General features: G+C 34.4%; 12 protein-coding genes. 6 read left to right on the top strand and 6 right to left on the bottom strand.

All coding sequences use genetic code 11. The features are described 5' to 3' along the window. Positions 1-57 precede the first annotated feature (57 nt). Both ACQ5J2_RS16420 and ACQ5J2_RS16415 read right to left on the bottom strand, forming a co-directional pair. Entirely contained in the window at positions 58-279 is a 222-nt protein-coding gene (locus ACQ5J2_RS16420; RefSeq protein ID WP_022828503.1) for a DUF2795 domain-containing protein, read from the bottom strand. A gap of 150 nt (positions 280-429) precedes the next feature. Continuing rightward, positions 430-1,002: a cob(I)yrinic acid a,c-diamide adenosyltransferase gene (locus ACQ5J2_RS16415; RefSeq protein ID WP_432671551.1), complete on the bottom strand. Its 573-nt coding sequence runs from the start codon at positions 1,000-1,002 to the stop codon at positions 430-432. 213 nt (positions 1,003-1,215) lie between these two features. On the opposite strand from ACQ5J2_RS16415, the gene ACQ5J2_RS16410 reads away from it, so the two are divergent. Further along, positions 1,216-1,875, top strand: coding sequence for a hypothetical protein (locus ACQ5J2_RS16410; RefSeq protein ID WP_432671550.1), 660 nt, complete (start codon positions 1,216-1,218; stop codon positions 1,873-1,875). Between the two features lie 174 nt (positions 1,876-2,049). Then, on the top strand, positions 2,050-4,296 hold the full coding sequence (locus ACQ5J2_RS16405; protein WP_432671549.1) for an inorganic phosphate transporter: 2,247 nt from the start codon (positions 2,050-2,052) through the stop codon (positions 4,294-4,296). A 19-nt stretch (positions 4,297-4,315) separates the two neighbouring features. Here the strand turns inward: ACQ5J2_RS16405 and ACQ5J2_RS16400 are convergent, their stop codons facing one another. Then, on the bottom strand, positions 4,316-5,152 hold the full coding sequence (locus tag ACQ5J2_RS16400; protein ID WP_432671548.1) for an O-methyltransferase: 837 nt from the start codon (positions 5,150-5,152) through the stop codon (positions 4,316-4,318). A 184-nt stretch (positions 5,153-5,336) separates the two neighbouring features. On the opposite strand from ACQ5J2_RS16400, the gene ACQ5J2_RS16395 reads away from it, so the two are divergent. Continuing rightward, entirely contained in the window at positions 5,337-6,884 is a 1,548-nt protein-coding gene (locus ACQ5J2_RS16395) for an SDR family NAD(P)-dependent oxidoreductase (protein WP_432671547.1), read from the top strand. A 1-nt stretch (position 6,885) separates the two neighbouring features. Here the strand turns inward: ACQ5J2_RS16395 and ACQ5J2_RS16390 are convergent, their stop codons facing one another. Next, complete coding sequence (locus tag ACQ5J2_RS16390; RefSeq protein WP_432671546.1) at positions 6,886-8,145, bottom strand: BamA/TamA family outer membrane protein; 1,260 nt, start codon at positions 8,143-8,145, stop codon at positions 6,886-6,888. An 832-nt stretch (positions 8,146-8,977) separates the two neighbouring features. On the opposite strand from ACQ5J2_RS16390, the gene ACQ5J2_RS16385 reads away from it, so the two are divergent. Together ACQ5J2_RS16385 and ACQ5J2_RS16380 are read left to right on the top strand one after the other, a co-directional pair. After that, a complete protein-coding gene (locus ACQ5J2_RS16385) occupies positions 8,978-9,517 on the top strand; it encodes a hypothetical protein (RefSeq protein WP_432671545.1) in 540 nt (179 codons plus the stop codon). A 91-nt stretch (positions 9,518-9,608) separates the two neighbouring features. Continuing rightward, the gene (locus ACQ5J2_RS16380; RefSeq protein ID WP_432671544.1) at positions 9,609-10,088 is read left to right on the top strand and encodes a hypothetical protein; all 480 of its coding nucleotides are present in this window, start codon (positions 9,609-9,611) and stop codon (positions 10,086-10,088) included. A 195-nt stretch (positions 10,089-10,283) separates the two neighbouring features. Here ACQ5J2_RS16380 and ACQ5J2_RS16375 read toward each other — a convergent pair whose 3' ends face one another. After that, the gene (locus ACQ5J2_RS16375; RefSeq protein WP_432671543.1) at positions 10,284-10,637 is read right to left on the bottom strand and encodes a hypothetical protein; all 354 of its coding nucleotides are present in this window, start codon (positions 10,635-10,637) and stop codon (positions 10,284-10,286) included. A 6-nt stretch (positions 10,638-10,643) separates the two neighbouring features. Next, a complete protein-coding gene (locus ACQ5J2_RS16370; RefSeq protein ID WP_432671542.1) occupies positions 10,644-12,506 on the bottom strand; it encodes an ABC-F family ATP-binding cassette domain-containing protein in 1,863 nt (620 codons plus the stop codon). Positions 12,507-12,881: 375 nt separating this feature from the next. Between ACQ5J2_RS16370 and ACQ5J2_RS16365 the strand changes: the two genes are divergently transcribed. Next, on the top strand, positions 12,882-13,436 hold the full coding sequence (locus ACQ5J2_RS16365; protein WP_432671541.1) for a hypothetical protein: 555 nt from the start codon (positions 12,882-12,884) through the stop codon (positions 13,434-13,436). The last annotated feature ends 16 nt before the right edge of the window (positions 13,437-13,452 follow it).

Below are 13,452 nucleotides of genomic sequence, written 5' to 3'. Positions count from 1 at the left end.
CAATTCGTTATTCAAACAAAAAAAAAGTCTCGCATGAGACTTTTCATTGATTTATTTTTAATATTCATCCTCGTTCCAAAGATAATCTTCGTCCGTAGGATAATCTGGCCAAATTTCTTCCATCGATTCGTAGATTTCGCCTTCATCTTCAATAGATTGAAGGTTTTCTACCACTTCTAAAGGTGCACCAGCTCTGATAGCATAGTCAATAAGTTCATCTTTGGTAGCAGGCCACGGTGCGTCACTTAAATAGGATGCCAATTCTAATGTCCAATACATCTGGTATAAATTTTATAATTTTATGCAAAAATAAATTTTTTACTGAAATAGTCAAGTAAAATTGTGTTTATTTTAGAAAAGTTAAGAACGTTTTTTTGTTTTCTGTTTCGCTAGAGAATTTTCAGGATAAAAAAGCCCGCATTTTTATAGTTAAAATTTTTCGGGAATCCATTGCACTTCTTCAGCGTTTAAGTCTTGGGACAACTTCCGTGCCAATACAAAAAGGTAGTCAGAAAGTCGGTTCAGGTATTTCAATACATAAAAATCTATGGGTTCAATTTCGTTTAAATGTACCGCCATTCGTTCTGCTCTTCGACAAACGCATCTTGCGATATGACAATATGACACGGTTGTGTGACCTCCTGGAAGTACAAAATGTGTCATTTGCGGCAGCGATTGCTCCATCGAATCAATGGCGTTTTCCATAAATTCAATTTCTTTCTCAGTTATTTTTGGAATGTTTAAACGTTCATTTCCATTTTTCAATGTTGCTTTTTCAGGAGGAGTTGCCAAAATTGCACCGACGGTGAAAAGTTTATTTTGGATTTCTGCCAAGACAGTTTTATATAGTACATTGATTTCTTGGTCTCTTATTAAACCAATATGAGAATTTAATTCATCTACCGTTCCATAACTTTCGATTCTAATGTGATTCTTTGGAACACGCGTTCCGCCAAAAAGTGCCGTGGTTCCTTTGTCTCCAGTTTTAGTATAGACTTTCATTTTTTTGAATTTGAAATTTTGCATAAAGTTACATTTTAATATATAATTTCAATTTAGAAAACATTATACAATTTTTGATTTGGGTTACAAGATATCAATATTTATTCAATATAAAGGACTAAATACTAAATTAATCATAAAATATTAACTAAAATTAATACAGTATTATTTTAATTATTAGTTTTACAACGAATTATTAAAATCAACTAAACTATGAAAAAAGTACAATTATTATTAGGAGTTGCAGTTATTGCAGCGTCTTTTACATCATGTAAGAGTGAAAATGAAAAAATGGCAGAACAATCATTTGATCGTTATGAAAAATACGTAGATTCAGTAAACAATGTTACTGAAGCAGAAGCTTTGGCAAATTGGCAAGCTATTGAAGCGGGTTATAATGAACGAATGAATGAAGCTGATATGGCTGTTGCTAACATGCAAAATCAGACGAATGCACAAGACCGTATGGAGAAAGCTTCAGTGAAATACACTGAATTCAAAATGAAAGTGGAGGCGAGCGCTCCAAAACCTGCAGATAGAAAGACGGTAATCCGAAATTCTTATTTTGGTGACGGAATAATGGCTGGTGATAGTATGGATTTTTCATGGGTTAACAAAGACAACATCTTGAAAGTGTACAATGATTTCTATAATGAATTTGAAAAAAACAAAGATTCTTATTCAAGAGAAGATTTTGATGAAATCAAAGCTTTGTATGAAGCGCTAGATTCTAGAAAAAATACGGTTGAAAAAGAAGGTTTGAGTTCGCATGACAATGGTAAAATTGCTGAAATTAAATTCAAATTTGGCCCTAAATTTAAATGGGAACGAATGGGAGCGAAAGCAGATGAAAATGCGGAAGCAAAAGAGTAGTTGAACATTTTATAAAAGGTTAAAATAGCCGTCCAATTTTGGGCGGCTTTTTTTTTTGTAATCACTTAGTAAATATCAGTGCTGATCATTTACCTTTAACTTTTAATAACATTAACTTAACATGCAGGCAAAATTCTTAAAGGACTTTTGTACAAAATTAAAACCAGTAGAAAAATGGATCAGATTTACGTAATAATGTTGATTGTGTTAGGCGTTCTAGCTGTTATAGATTTAGTAGTTGGAGTAAGTAATGACGCAGTAAACTTTCTGAATTCTGCGATAGGTTCTAAGGCGGTTTCATTTAAAACTACTATGATTGTTGCAAGTCTTGGGGTTTTAGTTGGCGCCATGTTTTCTAGTGGAATGATGGAAATTGCGCGAAGTGGTATCTTTGTACCAAGTATGTTTAGCTTTAATGACGTCATGATTATCTTTTTAGCGGTGATGATTTCTGATATTTTACTGCTCGACGTTTTCAACTCTTTAGGGTTGCCTACTTCAACTACAGTTTCAATTATCTTCGAATTATTGGGAGCTGCCGTATGTTTAGCTCTTTATAAAATATACGTTGCAGACGATTCATTTGACACATTAGGAGCTTACATCAATACCAAGAAAGCTTCTGCGATTGTCTACAGTATTCTACTTTCGGTCGTTTTATCGTTCTCCATAGGTAGCCTCGTACAATATATTTCCCGACTGATATTCACGTTCCATTACGAGAAAAAGCTAAAATATTTTGGTGCTATCTTTGGAGGAATTGCTATTACAGCGATTACATTTTTTATATTAATTAAGGGATTAAAAGGGGTTTCATTCATATCAAAAGAACAATCAGAATGGATTAGCTCGCATCAATTTATGATTATAGGTGTTAATTTTGTTATTTTCACAGCACTTTCGCAATTGCTTATCAGCTATTTCAAAATTAATATTTTACGTGTTATCATCATCATCGGAACGTTCGCGTTGGCATTGGCATTTGCTGGAAATGATTTAGTGAATTTTATTGGAGTTCCTATCGCAGCATTTAATTCGTACGAAATTTTTCAAGGTAGCGGAATTTCAGGCGATGATTTTATGATGGGAGCTCTAGCAAATGATGATATTGTTGCTCCATTTTACTTCTTGCTATTCGCTGGTGTAGTAATGGTAATCACACTTTGGACTTCTAAAAAAGCAAGAAGTGTTATTGAAACTGGGGTAAATTTATCACGGCAAGGTGAAGGAGTCGAAAAATTTTCACCCAATACCGCTTCGAGAGGTATTGTGAGATTTGGCGTGTATGTAGGGGAAGGAATCAACTATTTTTTGCCAAAAAAACTACAGATTAAAATTGATAATCGTTTCAAAAATGTTGAAAAATCAACCAAGAAATCAGAAGATGAGCCCGCTTTTGATATGGTTAGAGCTTCGGTAAACTTGATGGTGGCGAGTATTTTGATTGCAATTGGAACATCTATGAAGTTGCCATTGTCAACAACGTATGTAACATTTATGGTTGCAATGGGTACCTCTTTTGCCGATAGAGCTTGGGACAGAGAAAGTGCCGTTTACAGGATTGCAGGAGTTTTCAACGTAATTGGGGGATGGTTTTTTACTGCAATCGTTGCTTTCTTGATGGCTTTCGTAATGGCTTATATTCTAAAAGTGGGTGAAGTATTCGCATTCGTAGGTTTATTATTGATGTTAGGAATTATGTTGTACCGAAGTTCTAGAAAGCACAAAGCGAAAGTGAAAATCGAAGCAGAAATCAAGAGTTTACGCAAGGAAGATATTGGTACTGTAAACGAAATGATTACCGAGAGTTCAGCTCAAATTGCAAAGGTTTTCCGAAGAACGAGTACTTTGTATTCTAATTTGATTGACAATTTAAGTTTACAAGACTTAGCAAAACTTAAACAGAATAAAAAAGACCAAAAGAAGTTAGAAAAAGAAGTAGACGAACTGAAAAGCAATGTCTTTTATCTGATTAAAAATTTGGATGAGAATTCTGTAGAAGCGAGTAAATTTTATATCTTGATTTTAGGGTATTTGCAAGACATGGTGCAGTCGATTGATTTTATAACTGGGAATAGTTATTCGCATGTCAATAATAACCACAAGCCTTTAAAGTTCAATCAAATTCGTGATCTAAAAACGATTGATCAACAGTTACAACTCTTGTTGCAAATGCTAGAAGACAGTTTTAAAAATGAAGAGTTCAATAAAATCGACTTGATTTTAAAAGACAAACAAGCGCTTTTAGACACCGTTTCTGAATTGATTTCAAAGCAAATAAACCGAATCAGAACCACCGAAACGAGTCCAAAAAATAGTAAATTGTACTTTGCTTTATTGCTTGAAACAAATGATTTAGTGAATTCTGTAATGAACTTATTAGAAATGTTTAAAGAATTTAATAAGCTAAATAAAAAATAATTTTAATTGGAAAACAGTTTTAGTGCAACAAACCCCACAGGTTTTTAACCCCTAAGACGTTATCTAAAAAGAACGATTTATCAGTTCGAACAATGAAGTCTTCTTTGACTTGTTCGCTCCTAAAAAAAACAATACCCCACTGAAATGTGTCTATCGTGACCGTTACTTTGGGGTGTTTTTTTATGATTTCCCAAGCTTCCTCCATTTCTTGTGACCAATGTATGTCATCAAAAATCCAAACGGTTTCGTTATCAATTGTTGGTAATAATAATTCGAAGTATTCTAAAGTTGCCTTTTTGGAATGATTGCCGTCGAAGTAGATGAGGTTGTAGGTTGTTGGTTGTAAATTGTAAGTTTTGAGTTGTTTTGAAAATTCACCCGTAATTCCCGTTACATTATGGATGTTGCATTTTTGCAATTGCAACTGGCATTGTTTCATGGTTTCGGGACAACCTTCTAAGGTAGTTACTTCTGAAAAATTATTCAAGGCTAGGGCAGAAGTGGCTAATCCTAAAGAAGTGCCGATTTCTAGAATACTTTTTGGTTGGAAATAATACACAATTCTAAAAAGTAATTTGGCTCTTTCTGGCGAAATTCCAGCATTCTTTGCAATTTGATTAATGGCTCGTGTATTCGATTTAAAAACCCGTGAACCTGCACCAAAATCGGTAACTTCAATGGTGTTTTTGTTTTGCAAAAGCGAATTTCTATAGTTATCCAAAATCTGATATTCGGGATAATTTGTCTTGTCGTAAAAGCAATTGCGAACCAAATCAAATACAAACGGCGAATGCACTCCGTGAGCATTGGTGGAATTCCAAATGAATTTTAAATAGGATTTAAATAAGTGTTGCATAATTTATAGAGTCGGGCGAAGATACAAAGTACTATGATAATCTGCGAAATTTATTTAGCACTAACATTTCTAAGACCTTTTAATCTGTAAAATCTGTGTAAAATCTCCTTCTTAATTTACAGTATTAAAAATCTATCTTTGCCGCTTGAGAATCTGCACCAAAAGCATTTTCAACTTTATACGAATGAACGAAGAAATGCCTACAAGTAACATCCTTTCTGCCGAAGAAATCAACAAATGCATCGCTGTTTTAGAACAATTAAATGCTGAAACTTCGCAAATATTTGAAATTCCAAAAGAACAAAGAACCGCATTAATTAAAGCAGCAGGACAATTTTCTAGACCCGACCGCGAAGAATTTTCACGTAGAAAAAAAGATGCTAAAGCACTGGCCAAAAAGAAAGAAGAAACTAGAGATAGAGTGGCGAGAAAAGAAACCGGAATTCGTTCCGCTCGTGAAGCAAGTGTTTTTGTGGCTCCAAAATTATTGGCTTCCAATTTACTTTTGGAGAAAGAAGTGTTGGAATTGAAAATCCCTAAAATCTGTTACGTTTGCAAAACTAAATTCACAAAGATGCATCATTTCTATGATTCAATGTGTACCGATTGTGGAGATTTCAATTATGCAAAACGATTTCAAACCGCTGATGTAAGCGGGCAAGTGGCCGTGATTACAGGTTCTCGTTTGAAAATTGGTTATCACATTACTTTGATGTTGCTTCGAGGTGGGGCGACGGTTGTGGCAACGACTCGTTTTCCTGCCGATTCGGCAATTCGGTTTGCAAAAGAAGAAGATTTTAAGGATTGGGGACATCGCTTGAAGATTCACGGACTGGATTTGCGACACATTCCGAGTGTGGAGATTTTCTGTAATTTCATCGAACAAAAATACGGTCGATTGGATATTTTAATCAACAATGCGGCACAAACCGTAAGACGTCCTTCTGGGTTTTATTCGCATCTAATGCGAAATGAAGAATTACCTATTTCTGAATTTAATAAGGATGTGCAAGGTTTGCTGAACGACCATTTGAATTGTTTGGAAGAATTGAAAGCACTCACCCTTGGTGCTTCGTCCAACCAAAATATGCCGGTTACTTGGCACGGTCCCGAACCCGGAATTGGTTTGAGGGCTTCCGCCAAATTATCGCAGATTCCGTATTCGTTTGACAAAGGATTGGTTTCGACTGAAGTTTTTCCCGAAGGTGAATTGGACGCTGATTTGCAACAAGTCGATTTGCGGAAGACCAATAGTTGGCGATTGAAACTCGGCGAAATAGAAACCACCGAAATGATTGAAGTGCAATTGGTCAACTCAGTGGCTCCTTTTGTGTTGTGCAACCGACTTTCAGAAGTGATGAAGAAAGACAAGACGGGCAAAAAGCACATTATCAATGTTTCGGCGATGGAAGGGAAATTTTATAAGGATTTTAAGGAAGACCGCCATCCTCATACCAATATGGCGAAAGCTGCTTTGAACATGTTGACCCATACTGCCGCGGGAACTTTGGCGAAAGACGGCATCTTTATGAACGCGGTTGATACCGGTTGGGTGACTGATGAAGACCCGGCGGCGATGGCAAAACGCAAACAAGAAGAACAAGATTTTCAGCCGCCACTTGACATTGTTGATGGAGCGGCAAGAGTGATGGACCCGTTGTTTGACGGCATCAATTCTGGGAAACATTGGAGCGGAAAATTCTTAAAAGATTACAATCCGATTGCTTGGTAACTTAAAATCCTTCGCCGTCATTGAAGTAGAATGTTTTTGAATCGCGACCTAAACCAAAATTCACTAGGAAGTTGGTCAAGGTTTTTTTGTCAAGCAAAATACGAAGTCCAACACCTGCTGCAGGTTGAAATGTATCAAATAACGCAACAGTGCCGTCAACATCGCTTGCGGTTGTAGCATTCACGAAAAATGTTCCGCTGATCAGTTGGTTTTTAGTAATTGGAAAACGGTATTCGGTTTCAAAGGTGATTAATTCGGCACCGCGAAATAATCCTTGAGTGTAGCCTTTTCCGCTTCGGCTATTGGCGTCCCAACCTAGAGAGGGTAAATTCAAGTAAGGCAATGTTCCGCTTGTTAAAAATTGTCCGTAGGTCCAAAATCCCAAAACGTGTTGCTTGTTTGATTTACTCAACGGAATAAAATAGCGAGCGTCAAGCGATAAAGTGGTGCTTTGTTGTTGACTTTCTTTGTATTTGGGGTTGAATCTGTAATTCAAATTCACGAATAATCCTCGGTTGGTGTTAATCAAATTGTCTCTCGAATCGTAGCTTAAATTCAAACTCCCACCGGCAACCGTATAATGCTTGTCGTTGTACCCGTATTTTTGCGAATAGTCGTAATGAAAACTCGATTGCTGATTGTTGTCCTTATAAAATTCATCATCAATCTTGCTGTAATCGTCAATGTGAATTCCGGCTCCTACATAGATAGAAGGCAGGACACGAATGGAAGCGGTTTGGTGAAATTTAAAATAATTGTATTTCATCGGTTGCTCGAGGTCGTCGATTGAAAAATTATCGAAGTCATCGCCATACGGAATAATGTCTGTGCTCAAGCCAAAATTAGATTGGGAAAATACATAATACCTGTAATCGCCACTGAAAAAGTATTTGTTTTCTTGGAGATACATATTGTTTTTGACGTAGGTCAAAATTTGTTTTTTCGTACTGTAGGAAGCTCCACCGGCAATTAAGGAAACTCTATCGGTTTCGTTTTTCTTGAAACTGTATTGACTTATAAATCCGCCTGTGAAGCCACTTGCGGGTTGCAAACCAATGGTAGGTAAAATAATAAAGTTGGATTTAGAATCTTCTTCCTCTTGGTCTCTGTTTTCTTTCTTTTTAAATAAATCGTACAAAGTCACGTAAGGAACACTGTCTTTTTTGGCTTCATATATTTCGTTTTGCGAAAAAGCAATCGATGAACTGAAGAGTAGAACTACCAATATGATTTTGGATTGCAGCGTAGTGGTCAGATTCATAAGGTATAATTTCTTGAATGTGGACAAATGTAAGTGAAAAGCGGTTATGTAAATTTATACAATTTAGTGAAATAATTATAGAATTGAATTTAATCAAAATCCCGTGACGTCTGAAAAAAAGTGTTTCGCCATGCGTTAATAGGATTTTACCATGCGTTAATAGAGTTTTACCATGTGTTAATGAAAGTTTACTATACGTTAATGACACTTTACCATTCGTTAATTACATTTTACCATGCGTTAATAGAGTTTCGCCATTCGTTAATGACACTTTACCATTCGTTAATTACATTTTACCATGCGTTAATAGAGTTTCGCCATTCGTTAATGACACTTTACCATTCGTTAATTACATTTTACCATTCGTTAATTACATTTTACCATGCGTTAATAGAGTTTCGCCATTCGTTAATGACACTTTACCATTCGTTAATTACATTTTACCATGCGTTAATAGTCCTTGTGCATTTTTGAAAAGTGTTTTTTCATTTTTAAAAGTATGTTTTCAGTTTTGAAAGTATGTTTTCAGTTTTGAAAAGTGTTTTTTCGTTTTTGAAAAGTGTTTTTAGGTTTTAGGAAGGTAGTTTTTAGTTTTGAAAAGTGTTTTTCAGTTCTTCCTAGTATAAATGAGTTTAGGCCACTCCACTTTGTTTTTTTTTGGAAAGAAAGGTTTACAATCTTTATTTATTACATTTGGGAAACAAGAATGTGAAACAAAGCTTCGTATATATACCCAAAATTAGTTTGATGAGGATGATGTGTATATATGAGTTAACCTTCAGTTTGGACAACAAGAATGTAAAAAGAAGCATAAACTTTAAAAGAAGGATAAATGAATATTTTTAGTAAACTATTTAATGGTAGTGAAAAACCAAATTTGAATGTGTTGTTGGAGAATGAAAAGTTCAAAAAATTTATTACAAGTACAGAAAATATTTCAATTGGTTATAGCGAAATAAATATATTCAAATTAGAAAATATAGAAGAAGAACAAATTGGATATAGCGTGACACAAAGCGGTAAATTGTTAGTTGGAAAAAATAATGGAGATTGGAAAAAAAATTGGATTGTAATTGCGACTGATAATATGGGTGACCCAATATTTGTTGACATTGAAAATCCAAATTTACCAGTTTTTATTTCTGAACACGGAAACGGAGAATGGGAAGAAAATTCCATAGCAATTTCAATTGATAATTTTAGTCGAATAATGAATGATTTAAAGCACATTTCAATCAACAGAGAAACCCCTGTTCAAATCGAAAAAAATCCAATTTCGGAAACAGAGTTAGAAATATTTTTATCCAAAACTAAAGATGATAATAAATGGATGGATGTAAGATATTGGAAAATATTTTTAGAAAATGATTAATAAAAAGCCGAACGGTTAGCAGCTATTTTTACCTAGTTGACGTTTAGTGGTATTACCGTTTTGCAACATTTAAAGAAAAACCTTGAACTAAATGAAAATATTTCCTGAAAGTGACTTTTCAATAGAATTAAATAATGATAGGATATCTGCTATTTTAGAGTTAAAAAAGCATACTTTATCGAAAGAGCAATTTGTAGCAAACTGGAATAAGCAAACATTTATAGGCGAAATCAGAGAGAATGAATTTGAAATAAAGTTCTCTAAAAAGTTGCTTGGAGAATTTTGTGTATTAAATGGAAAACTGGAAAATAAAAAAGGAAGATTGAAAATTAGAACTGGCATAATTTTGAAAATCATTTTTTTAGCAATGGTCTTGTTTTGTCTTTCAGGGATCATTGTCTCAATAATAGAAAATAAGTTAGATGTGATATTTGATATGGTTATGACTATCCTAGGAATGAGGTTTATTTTTCTGGAATTAGGATTTAGGCTTGCTTCAAAAATCATGTTAAATAAATTGACAGAAGTTATTGGAATTAAAAAAATAAACGTCTCACAAAAGCCACTATAACGGATTTAAGTATTTGGCTTAATAAAATGTGGTTATTTAGTTTTTGACCTAGAATCAAAGATTACATATATTAAAGTCCTACAAGCTCTAAATTGTCAGACTATGAAAAACCACTTCAATTTAAGATAGTCTGTAAAGAATTATTCAACAAAAAAATCCGCAATAGCACCTCTGTCATTGCGGATTTCTTTAAATTTATTGAATCTGAGATTTTCCATTTGAATTAGTTGTAGCCCAAAATAATTGGTCTGGATCTGGTACTTTATAATTTTGCTTCTTCCATTCGACATCAATCTTACTTATAAAGTAATCAATGTCTTGAGCATTATTATAAATAAAAGGAGTAAGGTTTTCATTCGGTTTGATAAAATAAATATCAATTAAATTATCAGACATTATTTCTCTCAACATCTTGTAAGTGTAAAGCATTCTGTCTTCATCATTAAAACAACCTTCGTAATCACCAACTATAGAAATAAACATATCAGAAAAAATCCAATCATCATCTCCAAAAACTAAAATTTTATCTTTTAAATATTCCCAGTTCATAAAACCTTATTCCTCCATTTTCGCAGAAAGTTCAAACCATCGTTCTTCCTTATCTTCCATTTTCTGAATAATCACTTGCAATTCATTTGCTTTTTTCTCAATATCTGCATCTGCCACTTTTCCTTCAGAAAACAAAAGCTCGATTTTGCTTTTATCAATTTCTAAATCCTTGATTTCACGTTCTAGCTTTTGGTATTCTTTCTGTTCGTTGAACGTTAAGTTACCCGTTGGGTTATTTTGTTTCCACGCTTTTTTATCGGCTTTGTTGTCCTCTTTTTGTTGCACGTCGGCACTGTCTTCGTAGGCTCTAAAATCAGAATAATTTCCAGGGAAATTCTCCACTTCGCCTTCGCCTCTAAACACAAAAAGGTAATCGACAATTTTGTCCATAAAGTAACGGTCGTGCGAAACCACCAACAAACATCCCGGATAATCCAGCAAGAAACTTTCTAAAACGTTCAAGGTTACAATATCCAAATCATTGGTTGGCTCATCGAGAATCAAAAAGTTAGGATTCTGAATCAAAACCGTACACAAGTACAAACGTTTCAACTCGCCACCGCTCAATTTTTCGACAAAATCATATTGTTTTTTGCTGTCAAAAAGAAAACGCTCCAACAACTGCGAAGCCGAAATAATTTTACCTTTCGTCAACGGAATGTATTCGCCGTATTCCTTAATAATATCAATCACACGTTGTCCCGGTTTCGGATTGATACCACTTTGAGTGTAATAACCAATTTTAATCGTTTCACCAACCACCACTTTTCCACTATCAAGCGGAAGCGTTCCCGTCAGTAAATTCAAAAACGACGATTTTCCCGTTCCGTTTTTACCAATAATTCCAATACGTTCGCCACGTTGAAAATCAAAACTAAAGTTGTCTAAAATTACTTTATCGCCAAATTTCTTCGAAATTTTGTGCAACTCAATAATCTTACTTCCCATGCGTTCCATGTTGATTTCCAGTTCAACTTGGTTTTCTTTTCGACGGCTTTCCGCTTTTTCTTTAATTACATAAAAATCATCCTGACGCGATTTCGACTTCGTAGTTCTTGCTTTTGGTTGGCGACGCATCCAGTCTAATTCTTTCTTGAACAAGTTTTGTGCTTTGTCTACACTTGCGTTTTCAGAGGCAAGACGTTCCTCTTTTTTCTCTAAATAATAAGAGTAATTTCCTTTGTATTGGTATAATTTTCCGTTGTCTAATTCGATAATTTCGTTACAAACGCGTTCTAGAAAGAAACGGTCGTGCGTGACCATAAACAACGTAATATTTTCTTTGGCAAAATAACTTTCCAGCCATTCAATCATCTCTAAATCCAAGTGATTCGTAGGTTCATCAAGAATCAACAAGTCCGGACGGTTGATTAAAACAATCGCCAACGAAAGTCTTTTTTTCTGACCTCCTGAAAGGTTTTTTACTTTCAAACTGAAATCTTCCAACTTCAATTTGAACAAAATTTGCTTAAACTGCGTTTCAAAATCCCACGCATTGTGAGCGTCCATTCCGTCAAAAGCACGTTGATACGCTTCCTCGTCTTCCGGATGTTCCAAGGCTTTTTCGTACTGGTGAATCACTTTTAAAACCTCGTTATCCGAAGCAAAAATACTTTCCTCAATCGTCAATTCTTCCTGCAAATTATTGTCCTGCGACAAAAACGCCATCTTAATATCTTTTCTGATCACCACTTGACCCGTATCGGATTCGTCTTCGCCGTTAATTATTTTCATAATAGACGTTTTCCCCGAACCATTTTTCGCAATAAAAGCAATTTTCTGGTCTTTGTTGATCCCAAAAGAAATGTCTTTAAAAAGCGTACGTTCTCCAAATGATTTTGATATATTCTCGACTGAAAGGTAATTCATTATATAGTATTCAATGTTTTGTGTAGTCCAAGCGACTAAATTTTGAAGTGCAAAAGTAGGCAATAGTTTGTACTTTCGGTTTTAAACTTTAATCATTCCTGATATTTACCTTATAAATTTGCTACTATATTATTCAAATGAAGGATAAAGGCAGATACTCACGACAAAAGAGTGTGCGTTTTTCAATAAAAATTTGTACATTTGAGTTGTTAATTTAATAATTATTTATGAATCAAAAGCTTGAATAGTAGTACTATCAATTTAGATTTGGCTATTTTAACATTCATATGTTTTTGATACTCTTGCATTGGATTAACGATTAAAAAGTGAATCGTCCTTAAATTATGCATTCGTATTTGTTTAACAATTATACTTATGAAATCCCTTAAAAAGAATAGTGTTTTCTTACTTCATCTGTTTCTCATAAGTTTAATTTACTCCGTAAGTTATTCTAATGAGAAGGTAAGGGTATGTTTATCGTTAGAAAGGCTGGAAAGTGGGAGGGTTTATTTTAGTCGTCAACAAGATACAGTTAAAACGGCTGAGAATCATGTTCAGAAAAAAGAAGAAACCAAACGTCCCTTTTTTGGTAAAATATACACTTATGGCTTGCCACCCGTCTTGGGAAACGGTCCTTGCGAAGTAGGTGTTTTTAAAACTTTTTATCTTTTTGGTCTAAAAATTAGTGGTCCAAGACCGGTAATGACTCCTTACGAAAAAAATGAAGAAATCCTGATTCAGGAAGTGGTAGGGTGCGGTGAAGAATATATTCCAGAAAAAGAGAAAGATAAATTGGATAAAAAAGAGCGAAAAGAGGAAAAAACGAGAAAGAATAAAAAAGTAGGTAAAAATAAAATGGACCCGGATGAAGAAATCACTAAAAATGATAAAAGGGTTAGAAAAACAAATGATTTCTTTGACAGTCCATAAATTACTTTTTTTGGTA

This window comes from Flavobacterium sp. SM2513 (genome assembly GCF_050908145.1).
Classification (GTDB): Bacteria; Bacteroidota; Bacteroidia; order Flavobacteriales; family Flavobacteriaceae; genus Flavobacterium.
Note: the sequence above shows the minus strand (reverse complement) of the source record. Positions and strands in the feature narration are given on the sequence as shown.